This window comes from Streptomyces aureus (assembly GCF_000725495.1).
GTDB lineage: Bacteria > Actinomycetota > Actinomycetes > Streptomycetales > Streptomycetaceae > Streptomyces > Streptomyces aureus_B.
Map to the genome: position 1 here is coordinate 452224 of NZ_JNZD01000005.1, position 25070 is coordinate 477293.

Consider the following 25070-nt stretch of genomic DNA (forward strand, 5'->3'; position numbering starts at 1 on the left):
GGGGTGGTCGGAAGCAGCCCCACGGACCAGGTAGTATTTCTTTTGTCGCCGACCGCAGCAGCGGGAGGCGAGAGTCATGCGCCGCTAGCTCAGTTGGTTAGAGCAGCTGACTCTTAATCAGCGGGTCCGGGGTTCGAGTCCCTGGCGGCGCACCTTGGTGAAGGCCCTCCACGATGTGGGGGGCCTTCACGCATGTCCGGGAGAGCCGTCCGGGAGGTCCCGGCCGGACCGGGGCGGTCCGCGCTCCGGCAGCCCTCGAACCGGCCCCGGCCGACCGCCCCGCTCACCCGGTCAGCTCCCCCTGACGAACTCGGTCAGCACCCGCGCCAGCAGCTCCGGGTCCCGGGCCCCGCACAGTTCGCGCGCCGAGTGCATCGACAGCCCCGCGACGCCCACGTCGACCGTCGTCACGCCGAGCCGGGCCGCGGTGATCGGCCCGATCGACGTCCCGCACGGCATCGCGTTGTGGGACACGAACGGCTGCCACGGCACCCCGGCCCGTTCGCAGGCGGCGGCGAAGGCGGCGGCGCCGACCCCGTCGGTGGCGTACCGCTGGTTGACGTTGACCTTGATCACGGGGCCGCCGTTGGGCAGCGGCCGGTGGTCCGGGTCGTGGCGCTCCGCGTAGTTGGGGTGCACGGCGTGGGTCATGTCGGAGGAGACGCACAGGGCGCCGGCGAGGGCCCGCTCGAAGTCCTCGGGACCACCGCCCCTGGCGGTCACGGACCGGCTCAGCACCCGCTCCAGGAACGGGCCCTGGGCGCCGGAGTCCGATCCGCTGCCGACCTCCTCGTGGTCGAAGGCGGCGAGCACCGGCACCTGGGCGGGCGGGCGCCGCGAACCGGCCGCGGCGACCAGGGCGGTGACCCCCGCGTGCACCGATATCTGGTTGTCGAGACGCGGCGCGACGATGAACTCCTCCTCCGCGCCCAGGTACCCCGGCGACTGGACGTCGTGGAGCATGAGGTCCCAGCCGAGGACGTCGGCGGCGTCGGCGCCGGCCTCGTCCGCGATCCGCGCGAGCAGGGCTCCGGGGCGGGGGCCGCCGAGCGCCCACAACGGGGTCATGTGCCGCTGCCGGTCCAGTGCGAGCCCCTCGTTGACGGTCCGGTCGAGGTGGATGGCGAGCTGCGGCACCCGCAGCAGCGGCTTGTCGACGCGGACCAGCCGGGTCGAACCGTCGCGCAGGGCCAGCCGCCCCGACACGCCGAGGTCCCGGTCGAGCCAGGTGTTCAGGGGCACTCCGCCGTAGATCTCCACCCCGATCTGCCGCCACCCCGCCGAACCGGTGTCCGGCGCGGGCTTGACCCGCAGGTTCGGCGAGTCGGTGTGGGTGCCGACGATCCGGAAGGGGGTGTACGCGGGGGCGCCCGGCGGGACGTACCAGGCGAGCAGCGCTCCCCCGCGCACGACGTAGCGGCCGCCCTCGGCTCCGGCCGTCCAGTCGTCCCGCTCCCTCAGCTCCGCGAAGCCCGCCTTCTCCAGGCGCTGCGCCGCGCTCGCCACCACGTGGTACGGCGAGGGGCTGGCTCTGACGAAGGCGAGCAGGTCGTCGTTGTGTCCACGGTCGCGCGTGTCATGTGTGGGGGACATGAGGTGCCTTTCGGGTGCCGTCGAGGGGTGGGGTGGGGGTCGTCGGACTCTCCCGCCGAACTCGCCCGCCGGGCGCGGTCCGACGGGGCGGCGGCCCGCTCGGGAGGGGCCCTGGCCCTGAGCCGCGGGGGCACGACAAGGCATCGCCCAGGCTCGGATGCCGGACAACGCGCCACCGCCCGGGCCACCGGCATCACCGCCCGGGCCACCCGCGCCACCATCCGCGCCACCGTCGTCATCGTCACCGGTACGGGCGCGAGCCGGGGCGGCGCGGCCCCGCGGCTCCCGTGTCCGCGACCCGGATCAGGCAACGCGACGCCCTTCTTCCCTCGGCTCGGGCCCCCGGCGCGGCGGCCCCTCGGCAGACGTGCCCGGATATCCTCCCCGCCGAAGGCGGCCGGGATGCCTCCGGTCACGGCCGTTCCCGAACCGCCGCCGGACGTCCCCTCGCACGAGCCCCCGCCGCTACCGCGTCAGCAGGTCCTCCCGTCCCTGCGCCCGGTACCGGGCCACCAGGACGGCCAGGTCGGCCGCCGTCAGCCGCCGGTACGCCGGCTCGCCCGGGGGCCGCCACCACACCGGGTCGGCGCAGCGGAAGCCCTCGCGCCTGAGGGACACCCGGTGGATCTTGTTGGTGGCGGTGACCGGCATCCGTTCCACGATCCGCAGGAACCGGGGCGCCATCTTCGTGCCCAGGTCCGGCTGCGCCAGCAGGAACGCGGCGAAGGACGCGGGGGTGAAGCGCGCGCCCTCCTTCAGGGCGAGGGCCGCCATCACCTGGTCGCCCGCCACCGGGTCCGGTACGGCGTACACGGCGACGGCGCCGGCGTCCTCGTACCGCGCGAGGATGTTCTCGATCATCGCGGCGGCGAGGTTCTCGCTGTCGACGCGCAGCCGGTCGTCGCTCCGTCCGGCGAAGTAGAGGAACCCCTCGGCGTCGCGGTAGAAGAGGTCGCCGGTCCAGAACCAGCCCCGGCCCGCCCCGGAGGACCCGTCGCCGGGCTCTCCCTCGGGGCCGACCTCCCGACTCGCTCCCTCCGCGCCGTCCGCCCGCTCCCCCGCTCGCTCTGCTTCCCTCGCCCCCGTCCCCGCCGGGCCGGCAGCCGCCCCCCGGCGCCGGGCCGCCTCGGCCCCGGGATTGCGCCAGTACCCCTCGAAGAGCGAGGTGCCCCGGTTCACCAGCTCCCCGATCGCCTCCCCGCCGTTGAGCAGACGCCCGTCCCCGGTGAAGACGGCCGGCGGGCACTCGCGTCCGGTGGCCGGGTCGATCACCGCGAGGTCGTCCGAGGGGGCCGCCCGTCCGATCGCCCCGGCCGGGGTGCCGGGTGTGCGCTGGACGGCGGCGCCGCCCTCCGAGGAGCCGTACCCCTCGACCAGCCGCGCCCCGAAGCGTTTCTCGAAGGCCGCCGCGTCGACCGCGCCCGCCTCCGTCCCGAAGCCCAGGCGCAGCGGGTTGTCGCGGTCGTCGGGCCGGGCGGGCGTGGCCAGCAGGTACTGCACGGCCCGGCCGACATAGGTGAAGTACGTGGCCCCGCAGGCCCGTACGTCGGGGAGGAACCCGGAGGCGGAGAAGCGGCGCCGCAGGGCGATCCCCGCTCCGGCCGCCAGCGCCGGGGCCCAGTCGGCGATCACCGCGTTGCCGTGGAACATCGGCATGCAGATGTAGTGGGTGTCGTCCGCGCGCACCCCGAAGTGGTCGACGAGCGAGCGCCCGGCGGCGGCGATCCTGCCCTGGCTGCAGATCGCCGCCTTGGGCGCGCCGGTCGAACCGGACGTGAACAGCAGCAGGAAGCGGCTGTCCGGGCGGGCCGGACCGTCGTCGGGCGTCGCTCCCTCGTAGGTCGCGAGGAGCTCGGCGTAGGCGTCCGTGTCGGTCACCAGGACGCGTACGCCGGGGAGTTCGAGTCCGTCGAGGAGCGGCAGATGGGCCCGCTCGGTGACCAGGATCCGGCACTCGGTGTGGAGGATGTCCCGGGCCAGTTCGGGTCCGCGCCGGGTCGGATTGATCCCCGCGACGGCGGCGCCGGCGAGGGCGGCCGCGCCCAGCCACATCGGGTACTCGGGGGTGTTGTCGAGCAGCACGCCCACATGCGGCTCCGCGCCGGGCGGCAGGGTCCCGGCGAGCAGGGCGGCGCGCGCCGCCGCGCCCGCGGCCAGCCGGTGATGGCTGGTGACCCGGCCCTCGAACCACAGCCCCGGGCGGTGGTCGCCCCACCGCTCCCGCACGAGCTCTCCGACGGTGCGCTTCCTGGACTCCATGGCGACGCAACATAATTGACGCGCCGTCAGATGAGGAGCCCCGTGCGGAAGCGACTCCGTCCCGCGCCCCCGTGGCCCACCCCTCGGGCGCTCTAGCCCCCGAAGAAGCCGTCGGCGCTGGAGACGGCCTCGTGGTACGTGATCATGAAGCCGACGCAGAAGCTGACGATCACGCCGCAGAACACCAGCACGCCGAGCGTGCCCGCGGCCGCTTTGGCCGGGCTCGGCGCGTGGGCCGTGGCCTTCTCGGGGCGCTCGGCGTTGTAGTAGGCGGGGACGATGTCGCCCTCGATGACCGTCCGGGGACCGTTCGCCTCCTCGAAACGGATCACGCGGCCCTCGCGCGTCGTGAACTCGTAGACGTGGTGCAGGGTCGTGGTGACGGAGGTGTCGTTCCCTCCCCCGCTGACCGTCGTGTACGACCGCAGACAGCGCGCCTCCGCGGTCAGTCCGCTGCTCCAGGCGCTGCGCAGCTCCAGCGAGCGGCGCACGGACTTGCCCGCCAACAGCAGCACGAGGGCGATGATCAGGCTGGGCAGGACATAGAAGAACACACTCATGACGGTCCCCCGGTGGTCGGACACTGCTCCCCGCACGTCGACGCGGTCGTGTCGACGTGCGGGGAACATACCCGCGCCCGGGCCGTCCGCGCCTCAAGTCAGGCTCAGAAGTAGGACGTTCGGCCCCGGGCGGTCAGAACGTGACGTCCGCGCAGGAGTAGAACGCGTTCGTCGTGTCCGCCACCGTCCACACCCCGAGGATGATGTGGTGCCCGGTCCGGCCGCCGGGCAGCGTGCCGGTGTGGGTGAGGGTGGCCGGGGGGCGCTGTCCGTTGTAGGGGACCGTCAGGAACGGGGTGGTCTCCAGGTCCGCGCGGGTCAGCGCGTGGTTCTGGTTCCAGCCGGTCTTGGTGATGAAGTACTTGAAGTCGGTCGTCGCGTGCATCGCCGTGAACTGCCAGCGGAACGTGTAGCTCGCGCCCGCGGTGACCCTGGTCGTCGGCCAGGCCGCGCCCGCCGGGGTCTTCGGCTGGTCGAGCTGGCTGAAGTTGGCGTGCCCGGCGGAACAGATGCTGCCGTCGGCCGGCCCCGCCGCCGGGAAGCCCTTGAGACCCTCGACGCTCTGCGGTTCCCATTGGATGTCACCGCAGTTGGCCACGATGCCGCCGTTGGCGGCGCACATCTTCTGCCTGCTGAGGGGCTGGTCGGTGTAGCCGTGGGCGCTGGCGCCGCCCGTGGAGAGCACGAAGGTGCCCGCCGTGGCGAGACCGAGCGCCGCCGCGTACACCTTCGCTTTCCTGCCGGTGCGGGACCGGCCCGCGAGGTTGTGGTTCGTCCGTGTGCGCATGCTGCCGCTCCTGAAGGACGTGGGGGATGTTCCCGTGGGGCGCCCGCGCGAGGTTCAGGTCTAGACCAAGTGTCAGATTATTGCGGGTAGTTGAACATGTCCATACCAATGGACGACCCGGTCGTCCCCGGCCGCCACAGGTTCCCGGCCGCCCCGGCCCGCCCGTCCACGCCCAGGGCCCCGCACCCGACCTCCTGGCCTCCAGGCCTCCAGGCCTCCAGGCCTCCAGGCCTACGGCGCCATCTCCCCGCGCCCCGTGCAGAACGCCACCGTCAGGTCCTTCACCAAGGCCTTGCGCTCGTAGTCGTCCAGTTCGACAAGCCCCCGCAGGGTCAGCCGGGTCACCGTGTCCTCCACCGAGTCGACGACCGAGCCGAGCACGCTGTCGCGGTGCTGGGCGTCCAGGGCCGCGATCCGGCGGCGCTGCATCAGCGCGGCGATCTCCGGCGCGTACTCGATCCGGGTCGGCTGGGCGGAGAACACCTCAAGACCGACCGGGGCCGTGTCCGCCGCGACCATCCGGGTCAGCGCCTCGCCGACCGCGTCCGTGTTGCGCAGGGTCAGGTCCCGGACCACCGCGGGCGGCAGCTCGGCCGGCAGCTGGGACAGCACCCGCGAGAGGGCGGCCTCCACGCACTCGCGCAGATACGTCCGGTGGTCGTCCACCGCGAGCGTGGCCCGCGCGGTGTCCTTCACGCGCCACACGACGAGCACGACCACCCGCAGCTCGACCCCGTTCGCGTCGACCACGGACATCGGCTCGCTGCGCCAGTGCCGCAGCCGCACGTCGACCCGGCGGCGCAGCACCAGCGGGTTGACCCACATCAGCCCGGTGCGCCGGACCGTGCCGCGGTAGCGCCCGAACAGCCCGAGCACCCATGCCCGCCCGGTCCGGCCGCGGGCCAGACCGCCGAAGCCGAACAGACCGAGCGCGCCCGCCCCGGCGTACGCGGCCCACGCGGCGGGCCCGAGCCCGCCGCCCGCGTGCGCGTGCAGTTCCAGCGCCGTCAGGACGGAGGGTGGCAGGACGCCGGCCCACCAGGACGTGAGGGCGCATCCGGCCACACCGCACACCCCGGCGAGCACACCCGCCGCACCGGGCAGCACCCTTGCGGGCCGTTCGACCAGCTCGGGATCGGCCTCCGGCACCGGGCGCGGAGGTCTGCCCGGCACGGGCCGCCGGACCCTCGGCTGCTCCCCGGTGCCGCGCCGACGGCCCACGACGGCGGGGGCCAGCGGCACGGACACCGGTTCGGGGTCGTCACGGAAGAGAAGGTGGACGGGGATCTCGGTGGTGGCCTCGTTGTGGATGAGCCGGACACCGCGGTGGACGCCGCTGGTCTCGGCCGCCGTCTCGCAGCGGGGTTCCGCCGGGGGTGCCCCCTCGGACTCCGGGGTGTCTGACGTCGTCGTACTCATAGCTGCCTCCATGCCTCCGCGCCTGGAAGTGTGTTCACGAGCCGTGGGAACGGCCGGCTCAGGAGAAGAGCCGCCGCCAGGTCTCCGGTCCCGGGTAGCCGTCCGCCGCGCCGCCGCGCCAGCCCTGGGCGCGCTGGAACGCCTCGACGTTGCGCCGGTCCGCCTCGCCCCAGCGCGGCCCAGGACCGGAGGTGTAGTACTTGCCGAACCCCTTCTTCACCAGCTGCTTCCCGAGCCGGGTCACCGCGGCGTCGCTCACCCCGGGCCGGAAGACCGCGCGTCCCGGGTAGCCGGGCACGGCGTGCGAGGAGCCGGGTCCGGACGTCACCGCGGGGATGTTCCTGCCCTTCCTGCCGACTAGGTACGACCAGGTCTTCGGACCGGGCAGCCCGTCCGCGTCGGCACCCTTCCAGCCCTGGGCGCGCTGGAACGCCTGGGTGGCCCGCCGGTCCGCGGCCGACCAGCGCGGCCCCGGCCCCTTGGAGTAGAAGCGGCGCCCGCCCCGGTCCACCAGGAGCCGGCCGAGCTGGGTGACGTACGCGTTGTTCGCGCCGTTCCCGAAGTACGCGGCCCCCGGGTAGCGGGTCGACGTGGAGGGCGGCGCGCCGCCCGCGCCCTCGGTCACCCCCCGGTAGCGGTAGGGCACGTAGTGGTCGGAGTTCGTCCAGTACGCGTACGGGGTGGGCTGCTTCCTGGCACGCGGCGGGGCCTGTTCGTAGGCGACGTACTGGGTGTGCGTGTAGTCCGTCCAGCCGCCGAAGATGACGACGTGCGAGCCCTTCTCGGGGTTGTCGGGGTTGTGGAAGAGCAGGATGTCGCCCGGCTGGAGCCGGTCCTTGGTGATCCGCACCCCGAAGCTGTCGAGGCTGCCGGTCCACTCGTTGCCCGGCAGGTTCCAGGCCATGGAGACGAAGCCGGAGCAGTCCTGCCGGTACCCGTCCCGCCAGTAGTCGTCCATGCTGTACGGCACCTGCGCGTCGATCCAGGTCATGGCCCGGCTGAGGATCGCGGCCCGTGTGGTGGCCGGCGCCCGGACGGTGCCGCCGGGCCTCGATGGAAGGGCCGGCTTCCCCGCCGGACCGTGCAGCGGTGTCCGGCGGCCCTGGGGGGTCTCCCCGTGCCCGTCGGCCCGGGGAACGCCGGGCCGGGCGGGCGCGTGCACGGCGGCGACCGCCGGCACCGCGCCGAGGACACCCCCCGCGGTGGCGGCCAGCGCGAGCGCCGCGGAGCTCCGCACCCTTCCCGCCCGGCCGAGGGCCCCGGCCCGGGACGCAGGATGACCGATGGTGCCCGGCGGCCCGAGCCGCGAGGAGAGGGGCAGGACCCGCCGCCAGTGGACACATCCGGGGCAATCGCAGTCACGCGCGGGATCGACTTCCTCGAACACCGGAGTCTCCATGTGGCGCCCCTCACACTCCAGATTGAAATGTCCGCAATTCTGCACGTTCGTCAGTTTCTCAACTGCCGTCGGGCGCCGCACGTTGACGGTCCGAATGATGTACGGGGCCGCCCCGACCTGCCCCGGAGCCGGCCACCCGGTCGAGAGCACCCTCGCCGGTCGGGTAGAGTTTTCTCTGTCAGCAGGCGCCGCTAGCTCAGTTGGTTAGAGCAGCTGACTCTTAATCAGCGGGTCCGGGGTTCGAGTCCCTGGCGGCGCACCGACCGGAGGGCCTCCTCGCGCGAGCGAGGGGGCCCTTCGTCATGCCCCGGCGCCGGTATCGACCGTTTCGGACTTGGCGTCAAAGTGTCTATGAACGACAGCGCTCATCCGCTCTAGGGTGGGCTCAAGTGGTCCGCACCCCAGGTCGGTTGCTCCGGCCCGACCGCGTCCCCCGGTGGACGGGCCCCTGGACCTCCCGCGCCGGCGCCGGGTTACTCCCGCAGCCCGTGCTCCCGCGGTAGAGGACCGGCCCGGTCGGCGGCTTCGGGGGGTTTCGGCCGCCGGCCGGGCCCGGTGACCGCGCGCCGACCGGGCCGGTGACCGTGCCGTCCGCCTTCGGGGCGGGCCGTGTCCACGGTCCGTGGTCCGTGACCGCTGTCCGTGGGCCGTGTCCGCTGTCCGCTGTCCGTGGGCCGGATCAGCCGCGGAGCCGGGACCGGTCCGGGTGCGGCGCGCGGTCGCCGAAGGGCCCGCGCCTCACCGTCCGGTGCCGGTGAGGTACGCCGAGACCACCACGTTCGCCGTGTAGCTGCCGGTGGCGTGGTCGAAGGTCCCGCCGCAGGTGATCAGCCGCAGCTCCGCCCGCCCCCGCTCCCGCACCCCGTAGGCCTGCCGGGCGTCGAAGTGGTCGCGGGGCAGCACCTGCACGTCGTCCACGGTGAACTCGGCGATCCTCCCGTCGTCCCGGGCGACCCGGACGGTGTCCCCGGGCTTGACGGTGCTGAGCCGGTAGAAGACGGCGGGCCGGGTCTCGGTGTCGACGTGGCCGACCATCAGCGCCGTCCCGACGGCTCCCGGCTCCGCCCCCGCCGCGTACCAGCCGACGACACCGGGCTGGTCGAAGGGCGGCGGATCGATGGCGCCCCGGCCGTCGAGCCCACGGGCCACCACGGGCGCCTGCACCCCCATCGACGGGATGTCGACCCGCTGCGGCCGGGCGTCGCCCAGCGGTCTCAGCGCGCGGGGCAGCCGTACCTCCGGCGGCCGTCCGACGGCCGCGATGTCCCCCGTGGTCGGCGCCGACGTCCCCAGCCGGGGATCCGTCACCTCGCGGCCCCACAGCCACAGCCCCAGCAGCAGCACCAGCCAGGCCACGCCGGTCAGCAGACGCCCGGTGCCCTGGGAAGACTCCCGTCCGGCCATGTCAGTCGCGGCCGTCGTCGCCCCGGCGCGCGCTGCGGATCGCCACGGCGACCGCGGCGGCGCCCGCCAGGACCAGGCCGACCACGGCCTGTCTGGTGCCGGGTCCGGCGGCGTGCGCGTCGTGCGCCGCGGCGAGGCGGGCGGTTCCGCCGCCGCCCGCGTTCACGGGCGCGACCGGGGAGGCGAAGGCGGCGACACTCGGGGAGGAGTGCGGCGCCGGGACGGTGACCGTTCCCCTGACCCGGTCGTGGTGGCCGTCGCAGTCGACCCGGACCCCGTAACTGCCGGGCCGCAGCGCGGTCCTGACCCGGGTGTCGCCGACGAGTCCGCCCCCGCCCGCTCCGGCCAGCCGCACGTCCGAGACGAACGCGTCCGAGGCCGCGGTGCCCGTCCGGCCCGCGCAGCCCTCGGCCCGCAGCCGCACGTCGCTCCCCGCGGACGGGGACACCGGGTTCACCGAGACGCCGGCCGGACCCGCGTCGGCCGGACTCGCCTCGGACGCGTACGCGGCGGGCGTGAACGCGGCCGCGGCCATCGCCCCGGCGCAGAGAGTGAGGCGCATCGAACGCATCGTGAAACCTCCAGACATCTGGAGACTCCCCCGCACGGCGGCGGCCCGCATCCCGTGCGGGCCGCCACTGCTCCATACGGGTCCGTGCTGCGCGTCGCCGGTCCGGGTCCGGCGCTCCCGTCCGGCCGCGTCCTCAGACGCGGTCGACGAGGTCCGCGATCGAGTCGACGACCTCCGACGGCCGGTACGGGTAACGCTCGATCTCCTCCGGCGTGGTCAGCCCGGTCAGGACGAGGAAGGTCCGCATCCCCGCCTCCAGACCGGCCAGGACGTCGGTGTCCATGCGGTCGCCGATCATCGCGCTGGACTCGGAGTGCGCGCCGATGGCGTTCAGACCGGTCCGCATCATCAGCGGGTTCGGCTTCCCCGCGAAGTACGGCTGCTTGCCGGTGGCCTTGGTGATCAGCGCGGCGACCGCTCCGGTGGCCGGCAGCGGGCCCTCGGTGGACGGGCCGGTCTCGTCCGGGTTGGTGGCGATGAACCGGGCGCCGCCCCTGATGAGCCGGACCGCCTGGGTCATGGCCTCGAAGGAGTACGTACGGGTCTCGCCGAGGACCACGTAGTCGGGCTCGTGGTCGGTGAGGACGTACCCGATGTCGTGCAGCGCGGTCGTCAGTCCCGCCTCGCCGATGACGTAGGCCGTTCCGCCCGGCCGCTGGTCGTCCAGGAACTTGGCGGTGGCGAGGGCGGAGGTCCAGATGTTCTCCACCGGGACGTCCAGGCCCATGCGCTTGAGCCGCGCGTGCAGGTCACGGGCCGTGTAGATGGAGTTGTTCGTCAGAACCAGGAAGGGCTTCCCCGACTCCCGCAGCTTCTTGACGAAGGCGTCGGCTCCGGGGATGGGCACACCTTCGTGGATGAGGACACCGTCCATGTCGGTGAGCCACGAATCGATCGGCTTGCGCTCTGACATGTGCTGGGTCTCCTGCCGTCCTGGCGTACGTACGCACTCGAACCGGGGCTGCCGGAACGACGCTGTACCGACGCGCCCAGCCTAGTCAGGACGACACGGAGCCGGCCGGGGGCCTGTTGCGGGGGGTGGGCGCAGCCGTTGCTGCCGGGGTCAGCGTCGGCGTGGGCGACTCCGCGGGGTCGACGCGGGCGCTGCTGCCGGGTCGGCTCAGGGCGGTCCCGCGGAGCCGGCTCCGGCGGCTCTCCGGGTCAGCGTCGGCGTGGGCGTACCCGGTGCGCGAGGCTGAACAGCCCCGCTCCGAAGGCGACGAGGGCGAGCGCGAGCGCCGCCAGCGCCGGCCGGTTCGGCCTGCCCGGTCCGGTCCTGGCCAGCTCGTCGGGGGCCAGCACCGCCGCACCGGTCCCGGCGGAGGTGCCGCTCCCCGCGCCGGTACCGGCCGTCGCTCCCGCACCGGCGCTGGGGCTCGCTCCGGCGGACGCCGTGCCGGCCGGGTCCGCCGCCGGGGCGCTCTCCTTGCCCGTCTGCACGTCCCCGTTCCCGTCCCCGGCCGCGCCCTCGATCCGGAACCGGTAGGCGTTCGACTCCCCCACCCAGTCGCCGTCGTCGTCGTGCTTCTGCACGACCGCCGCGTTCGCGACGACGGTGTCCGGGGCGGGCGCGCCGGGGGCCAGCGAGAGCCGCACCTTCACGGTGAGGGTGCGGCCGGGGGCCACGGTGAACCCGGGGAAGCCGTCGTCGAAGGGCCCGACGTTCTCGGCCTCGTCGCTGCGCTCGAACCTCACCGCGTGGGCCCGTTCCCCCTCGAAGAACTCCAGCCGCGCCTGCTCCGGCCGCAGCGTCCGCTTCTCGTCCACGAGGACGACGACCGGATGGATCGCGCCGCACGGATGCGCCGTGGTGTTGGTCAGGTCGATGTACCAGACCGCCGGGTCCCCGCCCGCCCGGTAGGTGTCGGGACCGCCGTGGATCCGGGTCCTGATCGGGAAGTCGTGGGTGTCGGAGGAGACACAGGTGGGACGGGGGTCCAGCGCGTGCGCCGGGACCGGCGCGAGCGTCACGCACAGCGCGAGAGCGGTCGGGACAAGGGCGGTCGGAGCGAGCCGATGGGACGTACGCAGTCGCATGAGGAGCCTTTGGCCGATCGGGAGCGGGCGGGGATCGGGAGGACCGGAAGCGTCAGTCGGTTGCCGGGCAACGGCGCTCGTGACCCTGCCACGTCCCGCCCCGGCCCACGGACCGCCATCCGGGCAGTCGCCCCCGTTCGGCCCCACGAATCCCACCGTCCGGCGGCACCCGACAGCCGGCCGGCCCGCCCAGCCCTGCCCTCACCCGCCCGCCGCCCCCGTGACCTCAGGCGCCTCCGCGCCGGAGGCCTACCCGCGCCGGATGCCTCCCGCGCCGGGGACCTCAGCCCTCCCCACGCCGGGGACCTGAGCCGCCCCGGTCCCCGAACCTCACCCCTCCCCCCGCCCGAACAGCGGGGCCAGCAGTAGTTGAGCCGCGCCCTCGGCCACTCCTCGGGCTCCGCCGGGGGCCGCACGGACCGGTACCGCCGCTTCGCCGCCCTCCCGCCGGGCTCGTTCCTCCAGTACGGCCCCGACCCCCCGGAGGAAGACCTCCTCGTGCGCCGCGACCGTGCGCCCGCCCAGCAGCACGAGGTCGATGTCGAGCAGCCCCACCAGGTTCGCCGCCCCGGCGCCGAGCACCCGGGCCGCCTCGGCCACGGTCCCCCGTGCCACCGCGTCCAGGCACAGCACCTCGATGCAGCCCCGGTTCCCGCACTCGCACAGCGGTCCGTCCAGCTGGATGACCTGGTGTCCGAACTCCCCGGCCCCGGTGCGGGCACCCCGGTGCACGGCCCCGCCGATCACCAGGCCCGCGCCCAGCCCCGTACCCAGGTGCAGATACGCGAACGACCCGCCGCCCGCGGCGCCCACGGGGCCGGGACGGGAGCCGGTGCCCACGGCGACCCCGAGAGCCGCCGCGTTGGTGTCCTTGTCCACGACCACGGGCAGCCCGAGCCGTGCGGCCAGCGCGTCGCGCAGGGCGAACCCGTCCCACTCGGGGAAGCCCGTCACCCGGTGCAGCACGCCCAGGGTGTGGTCGAGGGGCCCCGGCAGCGCGACCCCCACGCCCAGCGGCGTCACCCCGTCGAGCAGGGCCTCGGCCTCCCGGGCCGCCCCCTCGACGACGGCCTCGGCCCCGGCCCCCAGGTCCAGCGGGGCGCGCCGCTCGGCCACCACCGCGCCGGTGAGATCGCAGAGCACCACCGTGAGCTCGTCCCGGTCGAGATGGAGCCCGACCGCGTACCCCGCCCCGGGCACGAGCCGCAGCACCGTACGGGGTTTGCCGCCCGTGGAGGCGCGGCGTCCCGCCTCCGTGGCCAGACCGTCGGCCCGCAGCCGTGCGGTGATCTTGCTGACGGCCTGCGGGGTCAGCCTGGTGCGCTCGGCGAGCTCGAGGCGGCTGATGCCGGAGGTCCCCGCCGTACGGAGGAGATCGAGCACCAGGGCGGCGTTGTGACTGCGCAGGGCGGGCAGGTTCACCCCGGCCGCCCCGGCACCGCCTCCCCCGCCCCCGGGCGCCCCGTGGTGCGCGAAGACCCCGGAGACACCCCCGACCCCGGCCCCGCCCTCGTCCACGAGAACGCCCGGGGTCCGGGGTACACCTGGATTCCCGGTGGTGTCCCGCATCCCGCCCCCACCCGCACTGGTCCTGTTCACATCACCCATTGTCCCCCGCGCTTGCACTTTGGCAACAGCGTTGCGAAAGTAGGACGCATGACAGGCATGACTGGTACCGGTACGCCCCTTCGCGTGGGTCTCGTGGGCTACGGCCTCGCGGGCTCCGTCTTCCACGCCCCGCTGATCGCGACGACCGAGGGACTCGCCCTCGACACCGTCGTCACCTCGAACCCCGAGCGCGAGGCGCAGGCCCGCGCCGAGTTCGGCGACGGGATCCGGTTCGCCGCGACCCCCGACGACCTGCTGGACCGCGCCGACGAGCTCGACCTGATCGTCATCGCGTCCCCGAACAAGACCCACGTCCCGATCGCGACCGCCGCCCTCAAGGCCGGCCTCCCCGTGGTCGTCGACAAGCCCATCGCCGGCACGGCGGCGGAGGCCCGCGAGCTGGCCGCCCTGGCCGACGAGCGCGGTCTGCTGCTCTCCGTCTTCCAGAACCGCCGCTGGGACAACGACTTCCTGACCCTGCGCAAGCTGTTCGCCGACGGCGAGCTGGGCGACATCCAGCGCTTCGAGTCCCGCTTCGAGCGCTGGCGCCCGCAGCTGAAGGGCGGCTGGCGCGAGTCCGGCGACCCGGCGGAGATCGGTGGTCTCCTCTACGACCTCGGCAGCCACCTCGTGGACCAGGCGCTCGTCCTCTTCGGCCCCGCGGCCTCGGTGTACGCGGAGTCGGACGTACGCCGTCCGGGCGCGCTGGCCGACGACGACACGTTCATCGCGATCACGCACGAGAACGGGGTCCGGTCGCACCTCTACGTCTCCGCGACGACCGCCCAGCTCGGCCCGCGCTTCCGCGTCCTCGGCTCGCAGGCGGGCTACGTCAAGTACGGCCTCGACCCGCAGGAGGCGGACCTGCGCGACGGCAAGCGTCCCGGCGACGGCAGCGTCTGGGGCGTCGAGCCGGAGGCCCTGTGGGGCCGCGTCGGCTCCGGCGAGTCCCCGCAGACCGGCGGCGGCCGTCCCGAGCCGACGGTCGCGGGCGCCTACCCCGCGTACTACGCGGCCGTGGCCGCGGCGATCCGTGACGGCGGCCCGAACCCGGTCAGCGCCCACGAGGCCGCCGCCGCGCTGGACGTCCTGGAGGCCGCCCGCCGCTCCGCCCGCGACTCGGTGGCGGTGTCCCTGTGAACGCGCCCGCCGCACCGGAGATCGCCGAGCTGGAGGAGCAGGAACGCCGGCTGACGCTCCAGCGTTTCACCCACGACGACGCCTGGGCCCTCGGCACCCTCCTCGTCGACCTGGCCCGTGAGCGGGAGGCGCCGGTGGCCATCGACATCCGCCGCGGCGGCCAGCAGCTCTTCCACGCGGCGCTGCCGGGTTCCACCCCGGACAACGACGCCTGGATCGACCGCAAGCGCCGGGTCGTGGAGCGCTACGGCTGCTCCTCGCTGCTGGTCGGCTCCCGCTTCCGCGCCAAGGGCACGACGTTCGAGGACTCCTCGCGCCTGGACCCCGACACGTACGCGGCCCACGGCGGCGCGTTCCCGCTCACCGTGACGGGCGCGGGCGTGATCGGCACGGTCGTCGTCTCGGGCCTGCCCCAGATCGAGGACCACAAGATGGTGGTAGAGGCCCTGGAAAAGTTCCTGACCCAGTAGCCCCCGGTTCCCCGCGCCCCGTGAAGGGCGCGGGGAACGGCGCGACGGGCTCCGTCAGGGGCGCGGGGAACTGCGCGACGGGCCCCGTCAGGGGCGCGGGGAACTGCGCGACCAGCCACGACGCACCCGCAGCCGATGAGCGACCCTAGGGGCGCGGGGAACTGCGCGACCGGCCACGACGCACCCGCAGGGACCGCCGCACCCCAGCCCCGCCAGGGGCGCGAGGAACGGCGCGAGCAACCACAACGCCCCCGCACCGAAAGAAACACCCCGACCCCAGCGGACTCCCCAGCGAGCCCAGCGGAGCGCTCACGCCTGGGCAAAGACCTGCCGCTGCCGCCCCAGCCCCTCGACCTCCAGCTCCACGACGTCCCCGGCCCGCAGGAACGGCTTCGGCTCGGGCCTGCCGAGCGCCACCCCGGCGGGCGTACCGGTGTTGATGACGTCACCGGGGTACAGCGTCATGAACCGGCTGACGTACCGGACGACCTCGGCCACGGGGAAGATCTGCCCGGCCGTCGTCCCGTCCTGCTTCAGCTCCCCGTTCACCCAGAGCCGCAGCGACAGCGCCTGCGGGTCCGGGACCTCGTCCGCGGTCACCAGCCAGGGGCCCAGCGGGTTGAACGTCTCGCAGTTCTTGCCCTTGTCCCAGGTCCCGCCGCGCTCGATCTGGAACTCCCGCTCGGAGACGTCGTGCGCCACCGCGTACCCGGCGACTTGCGCGAGCGCCTCCTCGTCGGACTCCAGGTAGCGGGCGGTGCGGCCGATGACGACCGCCAGCTCGACCTCCCAGTCGGTCTTCACCGACCCGCGCGGCACGAGCACCGTGTCGTGCGGCCCGACGACGGTGTCCGCCGCCTTGAGGAAGATCACCGGCTCGGCGGGCGGCTCGGCGCCGGTCTCCCGGGCGTGGTCGTGGTAGTTCAGCCCGATGCACACGACCTTGCCGATCCGGGCCAGCGGCGGTCCGACGCGCAGCCCGTCCGGGTCCAGCTCCGGCAGCTCACCGGCAGCGGCGGCGGACCGGACCCGGCCGAGCGCGGCCTCGTCGGCCAGCAGCGCCCCGTCGATGTCGGGGACCAGTCCCGACAGGTCCCGCAGTGTCCCTTCGGCGTCGAGCAGCGCGGGCCGCTCCGTCCCGGCCGTACCGACTCGCAGCAGCTTCATCGTCACCATCTCCCTCGGTCGCGGGCCGTCGACCGACGGGTGCGGCCGTCAGAGGACCGTGCGATCCTCCAAGCTCGCCGTCCAGTCCGCAAGACCCCGTTCACGGACTGGACCGCCGCCGGAGGGTCGGCAGCGTCAGGCGAGAGCGGCCGCGGCGGGCACCGCGCCGGGCATGTCCCGGTAGAGCACCGCCCGCTCGACCGCGCTCCAGGCCGCGCTGGTCACCACGTACAGCGCGGCGGCCAGCGGGACCACGGCCACGGTGAACAGGGTGAAGAAGGACATGAACGGCATGATCTTGCCGACCGAGGCCAGCGCCGCCGCGGTGGCCTGCTCGCCCTCGCTCCGGCTCTCGTCCGCCACCGGCGCGGCGACGGCGGTCGTCCGCTTCGTGCGCACGTAGTTGAAGCAGGCCACGGCCGTGACGACCGCGAACAGGCCCAGGTAGACGAGGCCGGCCGGTCCGAAGATCCCGCCGTCGCCGAGGGCGTCCGCCCACCGGCCCCCGAGCGGCGCGCCGAACAGCTTGTGACCGAGCAGGGTGTTGGCCCCGCCGCCGATCGAGGAGCTGGAGAACAGGTGGTAGAGCAGGAAGAAGGCCGGCAGCTGGAACAGGCTGGGCAGGCAGCCGGACAGCGGCGACACCTTCTCCTCGGCGTGCAGTTCCATCAGCGCCTTCTGGAACTGCTCACGGTCCTTGCCGTGCTTCTTCTTCAGTTCGGCGATCTGCGGCTGGAGCGCCGCCCGGGCCCGCTGTCCGCGCGCCGCCGCCCGCGACAGGGGATGCACGAGCAGCCGTACGAGCGCGGTGAACAGGACGATCGCCGCGGCGGTGGCCGAGGCGTGGAACAACGGCTGGAGCAGGTCGGCGAGGTGCTCGACCAGGTGCGCGAAGACGGACATGAACGTGGACATGCGGGAGCCCTCCGGGGGTCTCGTCGTGCCTTGACTGCGAGATGCGGCATGACGGCGGACGCGGGTCACCCATGACGAAGCACCACTCGGGGTGGGTCACCGGACGTGCCGGGACTCACCGGGAGTGCGGAGCCGCCCGGGACGGAACGTCACCGGGGTGCGGGAAAAAAGGGGGGTGTCCTACGCGGTCGCCGGGAGGGCGTGTCCGGGCGCCCTGGGGCGTGGCCGTCCACTGGCGTCGGGATCGCGTTGCGGCAGGAAGGCCGTGCGGCGGTCGCGGTCCCGGATGGCCGTACGGATCCGGGTGGGCGTCACGGCGGGCGCGCAGCGCCCCGCGATCAGGGCGCAGGCGACGAACGCCGACCCGGCCGCGGCGGTCGCGGCGACCGCGACGGTGGCGGTGAGGCTGCCCGTGTCGAGCAGTGCGACCTCGAGGAGCAGGAGCAGCAGTACGGCGGCGGGGCGGGCGTCGGCCCAGGTCCGGGTCATCGACCGCTCCTCCTCTCGTCCGTGGTGCGCGCTCGTCCGTAGTGCGCGCTCGTGCGTGGAGCGCGCGCGGATGGAACGCACTCGCGCGTGGAGCGCGTCCCTTCGTTCGTTATACAGGATGGTCCGGCGCGGACCGCCAGGAACCGGACGCGGCGTCCGCCACACCCCCGGGCCGGCGCCCGGCCCCGCCGGCTCCGCTGCCGGCTCCCCCGCCGGCGCCCGTGACGGCTACGCGCCGACCGGCTTGTGCGCGTCCGCGCCGACGGGCTCGCGCGCCTCCGCACCGGGGGATTTCCGGGGGGCGTCGGGGCCGGCCGGCTTCTGCGGGTCCATGTCGACGGGCTCCAGCAGCCGCCTCGGCGCGAGCAGGGCCCGGCTGACCGGGTCCGCCGGGTCCAGGTCGAGTCCGGGGCCGGGTGTCATCTCGACGTCCGGGACGGGCACGACCAGGGCGCAGACAGGGCATTCGCCGTACGGGCCGAGTTCGGTGCCGCACACGGCGTGCCGGAAGTAGCGCAGCCGGCTCTCGCCGAAGTGCTCGCGGCCCCACAGGCCCAGCGAGCGCAGGGTGGGCCACAGCGCGATCCCGCGGTCGGTCAGGACGTACTCGTCGCGCGGCGGCGACTCCTGGTAGCGGCGCTTCTCCAGGATCCCCTCGGCGGTCAGCGCCTGGAGCCGGGCCGCGAGGACGGCACGCGGGATGCCGAGATGCACGAGGAAGTCGTTGTAGCGCCGTACGCCGTAGAGCGCGTCGCGGATGACGAGCAGCGTCCAGCGCTCGCCCACGACCTCCAGCGCACGGGCGATCGAGCACTCCTGCGTCGCGTAGTCCTTGCCCAGAGCCATGACCCCACTGTAGCCACTTTCCGACACGTTGATTCATTGACCGAACCTAGGTGGTACGGTCTGACTCACAGCCAAGGTTCAATGACCGAACCGACCAGTCAGGCGGTACCGACGGTCCTCCCGGGACCACCCGCCCCGCGGCACGGATCCGCCCCCCAAGGGGCCGACCCGCTCCGCGGCACCGCAGGACAGGACCCATCCGGCAGCAACCGACGCAGGGAAGCGAAGGCACGCCATGACCCCGCTCGACCGGCCCGACACCAGGACCCAGCCCGCGCCCCGGCCCGCGGACCCGGCCGGGGCCGTCCAGGCCGCCCCCGCGGCAGCCGCCCCCCGGGCCACCCCGACCCTCGTCCTCACCAGCGCCGCCACCGCCGTGGCCCTGATGACGTACACGGCCCCGATGGTCACGCTCCCCGACACCGCGGCCGCGCTGCACACCTCGGTCTCCGCGCAGGCCTGGCTGCTCAACGGCACCCCGCTCGGCCTGGCAGCGCTGCTCCTGGTCGCGGGCAGCCTCGCGGACGACTACGGCCGCCGCCGGATCTTCCTGGCCGGCACCCTCGCCCTCGGCCTCACCACCGCGCTCGGCGCGCTCGCGGGCTCCACCTGGCTGTTCACCCTGGCCCGGGTGGCACAGGGAGCGGCGAGCGCCGCGATCCTCGCGAGCAGCCTCGGGCTGATCGTGCACGCCTTCCCGACCCCGCGCGGACGGCTGCGCGCGACGGGGGTGTGGGGCGCGTTCGTCAGCGGCGGGATCGCGGCGGGGCCGCTCCTCGCGGGCGCCATCGCGGGCTGGAACTGGCGGATGGCGTACGCCGTCCTGGGCGCCGCCGCCCTGGCCGTCGCCCTCCTCGGGACCCGCGCCCTGACCGAGTCCCGCGCACCGCGCGGCGGCCGGCCCGACTTCGCGGGAGCGCTCACCTTCGGTCTCGCGCTGGTGTCGCTCGTGGCCGCGCTGACGCTGGGCCGCGACGGCTGGCTGCGCGCCCCGGTCGGCCTGCTGCTGGCCGCGTTCCTCGTCCTGATGGCCGCGTTCGTCGCCGTCGAGCGCCGCAGCGCGACGCCCATGATCGACCTCGGTCTCCTCCGGCACCGCCGCTTCCTCGCCTCGTCGGCGGGCGGGCTCTTCACGGGCCTCGCGGTGATCGGGCTGTTCAGCTTCCTGCCGGCCCTGCTCCAGCTCACGCTCGGCATGTCCGCGATGGACACCGCGTGGCTGTTCCTGCTGTGGTCCGGGCTCTCCTTCACCGTCGCCCTCCAGGCCCGCCGCCTGGCCGGCCGGGTCCCGCACCGCCGGCAACTCGCCCTCGGCTTCGCGCTGCACGCGGCGGGCGTCCTGACGATGCTCGGCGCGATCGGCTCCGGCTCCTGGCTCCGCCTGCTCCCGGGCTTCGTGCTCTCCGGGGTGGGCAGCGGCCTGCTGAACGCCGCGCTGCCGCTGCTGGCCGTCGAGTCCGTGCCCGCGACCCGTACGGCGATGGGCTCGGGCGCCCAGCAGACCTTCCGCTACATCGGTTCGTGCGCCGGGGTCGCGCTCACGATCGCGCTGGTGACCACGACCGGAGGACCGGCGCACGGCGCGAACGTGGCGATCGTGGTCTCGGCGGTGCTGGCCGCTCTGGGCGCGGCGAGCGTGCTGGCTCTGCGGGAACGGGCCTGAGCCGCCGCGGCGCGGGACCGGACCTGAGCCTCCGTGGCGCGGGACCGGACCTGAGCCTCCGCGGCGCGGGACCGGACCTGACACCCTCGGCACTCCACGGCCCGCGTCGGCGGGTCCCGGGAACCGGCGCCCGTCAGCGAGGCCCGGAACCCGGCGTCCGTCAGCGGGGCCGCATGGAGGTGAGCGTCCCCCACACCGCCATGCGGTACCGGGAGGTGTACTCGGGGGTGCAGGTGGTCAGCGTGATGTAGTACCCGGGCCGGCTGTACCCGTACGACGGCCGGACGGTGCTGCGCGGCACCGGGCGGATCACCCCGACGTCCCGCGAGGAGGTCTGCGGAAGCGTCCGGTCGACGGTGTACGTGTACACCGCCTCCTTCGTCTCGACGGTGATCGTGTCGCCGCGCCGGAGCCTCGGGAGGTACCGGAACGGCTCTCCGTGCGTGTTCCGGTGCCCGGCGAGCGCGAAGTTCCCGGCCTGGCCGGGCTGCTGGGTCCCCTTGTAGTGGCCGACGTAGCCCTTGTTGAGGACGTCCGCCTTGCTCACCCCCTCCGCGACCGGGACCCGCAGGGACAGCCGCGGGATGGACAGGACGGCGTAGGCCTGGGACCAGCGGGGCCGCGTCCGACCGCTGCCGCCCCCACCCCCACTCCCGTTCCCGTTCCCGTTCCCGGACGAGTCGCTCCGCCCCGCGGTGCCATGGCCGCCGCCCCCTGCCGTCGCGCCGACACCGGATCCCGCGCCACCGCCGCTCCCGGCGCTCCCGGCACTCCCGGTGGCCGGGGTCCCCGACCTCCCCCACTCCCGCTCCAGCGCCTGCACCTTGCGCTCGGCGCCGTGCCGCGCCTGCCGGTTGGTCCACCACAGCTGGTGCGCGACGAGGAGGAGGAGCACCACTCCGACGGTCACGAGGACCTCGGCACCGCTCCACAGGGCTCGCCGGTACGCGGCCCGCCGTCGCCGCGTGCCGTGGTGCACGACTCCCGGAGCCCGCATCCGTACGCCCCTTCCGCCGGGCGCACGATAGGCGCCGCACCGCCAACTCACCAGCCCCGCGCGGCTCCTGTCCGCGCGACCGGGCTTCTCCTGTCCGCACGATCGGCCCCCTCCCGCACGCACGATCGGGCCCCTCCCGCCCGCACGATCGGGCCCCTCCCGCCCGCACGATCGGGCCGGACCGCATCCCGTGCCCCTCCCGGCAGGACTTCCTCCACCGGTTCGGGAAAGGGCTGTCACAACCCTCGACAACCTCAGCCGCCACACCCGATGCTTCCTGTTGGCACCACCGGGACGGGCACGCGCCGGCGGGAAGCGCCCCGGCGTCCGGGTTCGAAGTCGAGTCGACAGTGAAGGCCAACTCCACCGCATATTGCGCGAGTTGAGCCGAGACGGACGGAGAGGTCAGCCATGATGCGACGCAGAACGCTTCTGGCCGCCGCGGGCGGCACGATCCTCGGCGGCGCCCTGGCGACGGGCACGGCCCGCGCCGACGCGACGATCGCGGTCAACCCGGCGTCGACGTACGGGACATGGGAGGGCTGGGGCACCTCGCTCGCCTGGTGGGCCAACGTCTTCGGCGCCCGTGACGACTTCGCCGACCTGTTCTTCACCACCAGGTCGACGACGTACAACGGCACCTCGCTCCCCGGTCTGGGGCTGTCGATCGCCCGCTACAACCTGGGCGCGTGCAGCTGGAACAGCGTGGGCGGCGAGACCATGAGCGCTTCCGCGAACATCCCCGCCTTCAAGCAGATCGAGGGCTACTGGCAGGACTGGAACAACGAGGACCCGACGTCCTCGGCCTTCAAGTGGACGGCGGACGCCACCCAGCGGGCCGCCCTGACCAGGGCGACCGCGCGCGGCGCGACGAGCGAGCTCTTCGCCAACTCCCCCATGTGGTGGATGTGTCTGAACCACAACCCGTCGGGCGCGTCCGGCGGGGGCAACAACCTCCAGTCCTGGAACTACCGCCAGCACGCCTCCCACCTCGCGGCCGTCGCCCTCTACGCGAGGACGAACTGGGGCGTGAACTTCGCCACCGTGGAGGCGTTCAACGAGCCCTCCTCCAGCTGGTGGACGTCGACCGGCACCCAGGAGGGCTGCCACATGGACGCCTCCGTCCAGTCGGCCGTCCTCCCCTACCTGCGCAGCGAGCTGGACAAGCGGGGGCTGACGGGCACGAGGATCTCCGCGTCCGACGAGACGAGCTACGACCTGGCCCGCACGACCTGGGGTTCCTTCAGCTCGACGACCAAGGGCCTCGTCAACCGGGTCAACGTGCACGGCTACCAGGGTTCGGGCGGGCGCCGGGACCTCCTCTACACGGACGCCGTGAAGACCTCCGGCAAGGCGCTGTGGAACTCCGAGTACGGCGACGGGGACGGCACCGGCCTCACCCTGGCGAGCAACCTCCTCCTCGACTTCCGCTGGCTGCACCCGACCGCCTGGGTCTACTGGCAGGTGATGGACCCCACGGCGGGCTGGGGCATGATCAAGTACGACGCGGGCACGCTGACGGCCGGCGCGGTCGAGACGAAGCTCTATGTGATGGCCCAGTTCAGCCGTCACATCCGCCCGGGGATGACGATCGTGGACACCGGCGTGGACTACGCGGTGGCGGCGTACGACGCGAGCGCCCGGCGCCTGGCGATCGTCGCGGCCAACAAGGCCACGTCCGCCCAGACCCTGACCTTCGACCTGTCCCGCTTCACCACGGTCTCCGGCGGCACGAGGGGCCTCGTCCCCCGCTGGAACACCCAGCCCTCCGGCGGCGGCGACCTCTACACCTCCTACGCGGACACCTACCTGAACGGCAAGTCCCTGGCGGTGCCGTTCGCGGCGGGGGCGGTGCAGACGATGCAGGTGGACGGGGTCGTGGTGTGAGGCGGGCGCCGGGGCCCGCGGGAGGGTCTCTGGGGCACTCCCATGTCTCTGGCCAGCAGGTCTCTCTCTTTGGCGGCCCGGCGGCAGTACGGTGTCCCCCATGCGCCCCGACACGCCTGCCGAGAACGTCGACCACACCGCCGAAGCGGCCCGCCTGGAGCGGACCGCCGGACTGTACCCGGAGGACGCCGAGCACCTGCTCCTGCAGGCCGCGGCCCACCTCGAACTGGCCGGCGACCGCCCCGGCGCCACCACCCTCTACGACCGCCTGCTCGCCTCGGACGCCCCTCTGGAGAAGCCGTACCTCGTCCGCGCCCTCAAGGCGTCGAACCTGTGGGAGTACGACCACGAGGCCGAGGCCCGCGCGATCATCGACGGCGTCCGGGCCGCGGCCCCGCGCGACGCGGCCCCCTGGGTGATCGTGGCGGAGGCCCTGGAGTCGCACGACGAGCTGGAGGCGGCCCAGGACACCTTCACCGAGGGAACGACCCTGCTCCTGACGGACGTACCTGAGCCGCCCTACTCCACGCTGCCCCTGCTGTTCGGCCGTCACCGGGTGCGCCGCATGCTGGGCGCGGAGCACGACGAGTGGGACGCGCTGGCCGACACCCTGCACTCGTCGCCGATCTCCCTGGACGAGCTCCACGACCCGAAGCGGGTCTGGTCCCTCGGCTCGGACAACCCGGCGGAGCTCCAGGCCGAGATCACCCGCCTCCAGGCGGAACTGGGCGCCTACCGCGAGGCCCTGTCCCGCCCGTTCCCGGTGGCGGTCCTGCACTGGTCGGCCCCCGAACTGACGGAACTGACCACGGCGTACCCGGACCTCACGACCGAGTACCCCTCGCACGACGAGCACCTGGCGACGATAGAGGCCTCCCTGCGCGAGCTGGCCGGCTCCGGCACCCCGAACCTCGGCATCGTCACGGCCACGGTCCCCTCCTACGAGGCCTTCGCCGCCTCGGAGGCATCCTCCCCCGCGGACACGACCCTGCTCCCCCAGTACGCGACGACCCTGGCGGCCCGAGGCCTGGCAGTGGCGTGGCCGCCGCAGCGGGGGGCGGGGTGCTGGTGCACCTCCGGAACGGCTTATGAGGAGTGCCACGGGTCGTAGACCCCTGAGCCCGGCTCGGAATGCAGGCGGTCACGGCGGCCGGCAACGGAGCCGGGGACTGCCGGCGTGCACACCCGGGCGCCGCGCTCGGCGCCCGGGAACCCACGTCCCGGAGACACACCGGACGTGGCGCCGAGGCGCCGGCACAATACCCCTGTGGCCAATGCTGTTCCCTCCTCTCCCGCGGTGTCCGCTCGCATGAGCCGTCAGGGTTCCCGCGACACCGCACCGGAAATCGCGGTTCGTCGCCTCCTGCACTCCTCCGGACTGCGTTACCGGGTGAACGTTCCCGTGCCGGGCATGCCACGCCGCACGATCGACATCGTGTTCGGCAAAGCCAAGATCGCCGTCTTCATGGACGGCTGCTTCTGGCACGGCTGTCCCGAGCACGCGACCCAGCCCAAGGCCAATGCCGAGTGGTGGCGCACCAAGCTCGGCAAGAACATGACACGCGATCGGGAAACGACCGATCACCTGCTCGCCATGGGATGGACCGTCCTGAGGTTCTGGGAACACGAGTCGAGCAGTGAGGTCGCCAGCACGATCCAGGCCTCACTCGCCGCCCGACAGCCGCCTGCGCGCACGCACCGGCACCCGGAGTCGCGCACACCACCGACAATCAAGAGCAAAAGGGTTCCGAACGGATCAGAAACCCCTCCACAGGGGCACTGAACGTTGAAGCTCGGCAGATGAGACCTCCCTTTCCGCTTATCAATGCCCACCACACGCAATAGTGTGGAGAAGTTGT

The 25070-nt window shown here is 73.8% G+C and carries 21 protein-coding genes, 2 tRNA genes and 1 pseudogene; 8 read left to right on the forward strand and 16 right to left on the reverse strand.

Annotated elements, in window-relative coordinates; translation table 11 throughout:
- Positions 1-78: 78 nt before the first annotated feature.
- A tRNA-Lys gene (locus IO36_RS11900) sits at positions 79-152 on the forward strand.
- 139 nt (positions 153-291) lie between these two features.
- On the opposite strand, the gene IO36_RS11905 is transcribed toward IO36_RS11900, so the two are convergent.
- The 6 genes from IO36_RS11905 to IO36_RS11930 all read right to left on the reverse strand — a co-directional run bounded on the left by IO36_RS11905 (position 292) and on the right by IO36_RS11930 (position 8017).
- Complete coding sequence (locus IO36_RS11905; protein WP_037619134.1) at positions 292-1593, reverse strand: M18 family aminopeptidase; 1302 nt, start codon at positions 1591-1593, stop codon at positions 292-294.
- Positions 1594-2058: 465 nt separating this feature from the next.
- Positions 2059-3852 carry an AMP-binding protein gene (locus IO36_RS11910; protein ID WP_037619135.1) on the reverse strand — a complete coding sequence of 598 codons (1794 nt, stop codon included), beginning with the start codon at positions 3850-3852 and terminating at the stop codon, positions 2059-2061.
- Between the two features lie 92 nt (positions 3853-3944).
- On the reverse strand, positions 3945-4412 hold the full coding sequence (locus IO36_RS11915; RefSeq protein ID WP_037619469.1) for a DUF3592 domain-containing protein: 468 nt from the start codon (positions 4410-4412) through the stop codon (positions 3945-3947).
- 133 nt (positions 4413-4545) lie between these two features.
- Entirely contained in the window at positions 4546-5199 is a 654-nt protein-coding gene (locus IO36_RS11920) for a lytic polysaccharide monooxygenase auxiliary activity family 9 protein (protein ID WP_051900323.1), read from the reverse strand.
- A 231-nt stretch (positions 5200-5430) separates the two neighbouring features.
- The gene (locus IO36_RS11925) at positions 5431-6618 is read right to left on the reverse strand and encodes an SPFH domain-containing protein (protein WP_037619137.1); all 1188 of its coding nucleotides are present in this window, start codon (positions 6616-6618) and stop codon (positions 5431-5433) included.
- A 58-nt stretch (positions 6619-6676) separates the two neighbouring features.
- The gene (locus IO36_RS11930) at positions 6677-8017 is read right to left on the reverse strand and encodes a peptidoglycan-binding protein (protein WP_037619139.1); all 1341 of its coding nucleotides are present in this window, start codon (positions 8015-8017) and stop codon (positions 6677-6679) included.
- 185 nt (positions 8018-8202) lie between these two features.
- Here IO36_RS11930 and IO36_RS11935 point away from each other — a divergent pair.
- A tRNA-Lys gene (locus tag IO36_RS11935) sits at positions 8203-8276 on the forward strand.
- 479 nt (positions 8277-8755) lie between these two features.
- On the opposite strand, the gene IO36_RS11940 is transcribed toward IO36_RS11935, so the two are convergent.
- The 5 genes from IO36_RS11940 to IO36_RS11960 form a co-directional block, all read right to left on the reverse strand.
- Positions 8756-9421 (reverse strand): class F sortase, encoded by a 666-nt coding sequence (locus tag IO36_RS11940; protein WP_037619140.1) that lies wholly within the window; start codon positions 9419-9421, stop codon positions 8756-8758.
- A gap of 1 nt (position 9422) precedes the next feature.
- Positions 9423-9992, reverse strand: coding sequence for a hypothetical protein (locus tag IO36_RS11945; protein ID WP_037619141.1), 570 nt, complete (start codon positions 9990-9992; stop codon positions 9423-9425).
- Between the two features lie 133 nt (positions 9993-10125).
- The gene (locus IO36_RS11950; protein WP_037619143.1) at positions 10126-10905 is read right to left on the reverse strand and encodes an HAD-IIA family hydrolase; all 780 of its coding nucleotides are present in this window, start codon (positions 10903-10905) and stop codon (positions 10126-10128) included.
- A gap of 248 nt (positions 10906-11153) precedes the next feature.
- A complete protein-coding gene (locus tag IO36_RS11955; protein WP_037619144.1) occupies positions 11154-12029 on the reverse strand; it encodes a hypothetical protein in 876 nt (291 codons plus the stop codon).
- A 330-nt stretch (positions 12030-12359) separates the two neighbouring features.
- Positions 12360-13637 carry an ROK family transcriptional regulator gene (locus IO36_RS11960; protein ID WP_245173223.1) on the reverse strand — a complete coding sequence of 426 codons (1278 nt, stop codon included), beginning with the start codon at positions 13635-13637 and terminating at the stop codon, positions 12360-12362.
- A 48-nt stretch (positions 13638-13685) separates the two neighbouring features.
- Between IO36_RS11960 and IO36_RS11965 the strand changes: the two genes are divergently transcribed.
- Together IO36_RS11965 and IO36_RS11970 are read left to right on the forward strand one after the other, a co-directional pair.
- The gene (locus tag IO36_RS11965) at positions 13686-14777 is read left to right on the forward strand and encodes a Gfo/Idh/MocA family oxidoreductase (protein WP_037619145.1); all 1092 of its coding nucleotides are present in this window, start codon (positions 13686-13688) and stop codon (positions 14775-14777) included.
- On the forward strand, positions 14774-15247 hold the full coding sequence (locus tag IO36_RS11970) for a heme-degrading domain-containing protein (RefSeq protein ID WP_037619146.1): 474 nt from the start codon (positions 14774-14776) through the stop codon (positions 15245-15247). Before IO36_RS11965 ends, IO36_RS11970 begins: the two co-directional genes overlap by 4 nt.
- A gap of 309 nt (positions 15248-15556) precedes the next feature.
- Here IO36_RS11970 and IO36_RS11975 read toward each other — a convergent pair whose 3' ends face one another.
- The 4 genes and pseudogenes from IO36_RS11975 to IO36_RS11990 all read right to left on the reverse strand — a co-directional run.
- Positions 15557-16414 (reverse strand): fumarylacetoacetate hydrolase family protein, encoded by an 858-nt coding sequence (locus IO36_RS11975; protein WP_037619148.1) that lies wholly within the window; start codon positions 16412-16414, stop codon positions 15557-15559.
- Positions 16415-16549: 135 nt separating this feature from the next.
- Positions 16550-17317: a YidC/Oxa1 family membrane protein insertase gene (locus tag IO36_RS11980; RefSeq protein ID WP_037619473.1), complete on the reverse strand. Its 768-nt coding sequence runs from the start codon at positions 17315-17317 to the stop codon at positions 16550-16552.
- A gap of 192 nt (positions 17318-17509) precedes the next feature.
- Positions 17510-17818 (reverse strand): DUF6412 domain-containing protein, encoded by a 309-nt coding sequence (locus tag IO36_RS11985; RefSeq protein WP_037619149.1) that lies wholly within the window; start codon positions 17816-17818, stop codon positions 17510-17512.
- Between the two features lie 324 nt (positions 17819-18142).
- Positions 18143-18664: pseudogene (locus tag IO36_RS11990) on the reverse strand (winged helix-turn-helix transcriptional regulator); the annotation flags it as partial.
- Between the two features lie 235 nt (positions 18665-18899).
- Here IO36_RS11990 and IO36_RS11995 point away from each other — a divergent pair.
- Positions 18900-20327: an MFS transporter gene (locus tag IO36_RS11995; protein ID WP_051900325.1), complete on the forward strand. Its 1428-nt coding sequence runs from the start codon at positions 18900-18902 to the stop codon at positions 20325-20327.
- Positions 20328-20487: 160 nt separating this feature from the next.
- On the opposite strand, the gene IO36_RS12000 is transcribed toward IO36_RS11995, so the two are convergent.
- The gene (locus IO36_RS12000) at positions 20488-21324 is read right to left on the reverse strand and encodes a class E sortase (protein WP_037619150.1); all 837 of its coding nucleotides are present in this window, start codon (positions 21322-21324) and stop codon (positions 20488-20490) included.
- A 411-nt stretch (positions 21325-21735) separates the two neighbouring features.
- On the opposite strand from IO36_RS12000, the gene IO36_RS12005 reads away from it, so the two are divergent.
- The 3 genes from IO36_RS12005 to IO36_RS12015 all read left to right on the forward strand — a co-directional run bounded on the left by IO36_RS12005 (position 21736) and on the right by IO36_RS12015 (position 24994).
- Positions 21736-23211 carry a glycoside hydrolase gene (locus tag IO36_RS12005; RefSeq protein ID WP_037619151.1) on the forward strand — a complete coding sequence of 492 codons (1476 nt, stop codon included), beginning with the start codon at positions 21736-21738 and terminating at the stop codon, positions 23209-23211.
- A 100-nt stretch (positions 23212-23311) separates the two neighbouring features.
- Positions 23312-24322, forward strand: coding sequence for a hypothetical protein (locus tag IO36_RS12010; protein ID WP_037619153.1), 1011 nt, complete (start codon positions 23312-23314; stop codon positions 24320-24322).
- A 198-nt stretch (positions 24323-24520) separates the two neighbouring features.
- Positions 24521-24994, forward strand: a complete 474-nt coding sequence (locus IO36_RS12015) for a very short patch repair endonuclease (RefSeq protein ID WP_078943130.1) — start codon at positions 24521-24523, stop codon at positions 24992-24994.
- Positions 24995-25070: the final 76 nt, after the last annotated feature.

Bases quoted from the DNA above. Each gene is read 5' to 3' on its own strand.
- IO36_RS11930 (WP_037619139.1), bottom strand. From the start codon at position 8,017: ATGGAGACTCCGGTGTTCGAGGAAGTCGATCCCGCGCGTGACTGCGAT.
- IO36_RS12010 (WP_037619153.1), top strand. From the start codon at position 23,312: ATGCGCCCCGACACGCCTGCCGAGAACGTCGACCACACCGCCGAAGCG.
- IO36_RS11910 (WP_037619135.1), bottom strand. From the start codon at position 3,852: ATGGAGTCCAGGAAGCGCACCGTCGGAGAGCTCGTGCGGGAGCGGTGG.
- IO36_RS11975 (WP_037619148.1), bottom strand. From the start codon at position 16,414: ATGAAGCTGCTGCGAGTCGGTACGGCCGGGACGGAGCGGCCCGCGCTG.
- IO36_RS12015 (WP_078943130.1), top strand. From the start codon at position 24,521: ATGAGCCGTCAGGGTTCCCGCGACACCGCACCGGAAATCGCGGTTCGT.
- IO36_RS11925 (WP_037619137.1), bottom strand. From the start codon at position 6,618: ATGAGTACGACGACGTCAGACACCCCGGAGTCCGAGGGGGCACCCCCG.
- IO36_RS11945 (WP_037619141.1), bottom strand. From the start codon at position 9,992: ATGCGTTCGATGCGCCTCACTCTCTGCGCCGGGGCGATGGCCGCGGCC.
- IO36_RS11950 (WP_037619143.1), bottom strand. From the start codon at position 10,905: ATGTCAGAGCGCAAGCCGATCGATTCGTGGCTCACCGACATGGACGGT.
- IO36_RS11940 (WP_037619140.1), bottom strand. From the start codon at position 9,421: ATGGCCGGACGGGAGTCTTCCCAGGGCACCGGGCGTCTGCTGACCGGC.
- IO36_RS12005 (WP_037619151.1), top strand. From the start codon at position 21,736: ATGATGCGACGCAGAACGCTTCTGGCCGCCGCGGGCGGCACGATCCTC.
- IO36_RS11960 (WP_245173223.1), bottom strand. From the start codon at position 13,637: ATGGGTGATGTGAACAGGACCAGTGCGGGTGGGGGCGGGATGCGGGAC.
- IO36_RS11920 (WP_051900323.1), bottom strand. From the start codon at position 5,199: ATGCGCACACGGACGAACCACAACCTCGCGGGCCGGTCCCGCACCGGC.
- IO36_RS11980 (WP_037619473.1), bottom strand. From the start codon at position 17,317: ATGTCCGTCTTCGCGCACCTGGTCGAGCACCTCGCCGACCTGCTCCAG.
- IO36_RS11905 (WP_037619134.1), bottom strand. From the start codon at position 1,593: ATGTCCCCCACACATGACACGCGCGACCGTGGACACAACGACGACCTG.
- IO36_RS11915 (WP_037619469.1), bottom strand. From the start codon at position 4,412: ATGAGTGTGTTCTTCTATGTCCTGCCCAGCCTGATCATCGCCCTCGTG.
- IO36_RS11995 (WP_051900325.1), top strand. From the start codon at position 18,900: ATGACCCCGCTCGACCGGCCCGACACCAGGACCCAGCCCGCGCCCCGG.
- IO36_RS11955 (WP_037619144.1), bottom strand. From the start codon at position 12,029: ATGCGACTGCGTACGTCCCATCGGCTCGCTCCGACCGCCCTTGTCCCG.
- IO36_RS11965 (WP_037619145.1), top strand. From the start codon at position 13,686: ATGACAGGCATGACTGGTACCGGTACGCCCCTTCGCGTGGGTCTCGTG.
- IO36_RS12000 (WP_037619150.1), bottom strand. From the start codon at position 21,324: ATGCGGGCTCCGGGAGTCGTGCACCACGGCACGCGGCGACGGCGGGCC.
- IO36_RS11985 (WP_037619149.1), bottom strand. From the start codon at position 17,818: ATGACCCGGACCTGGGCCGACGCCCGCCCCGCCGCCGTACTGCTGCTC.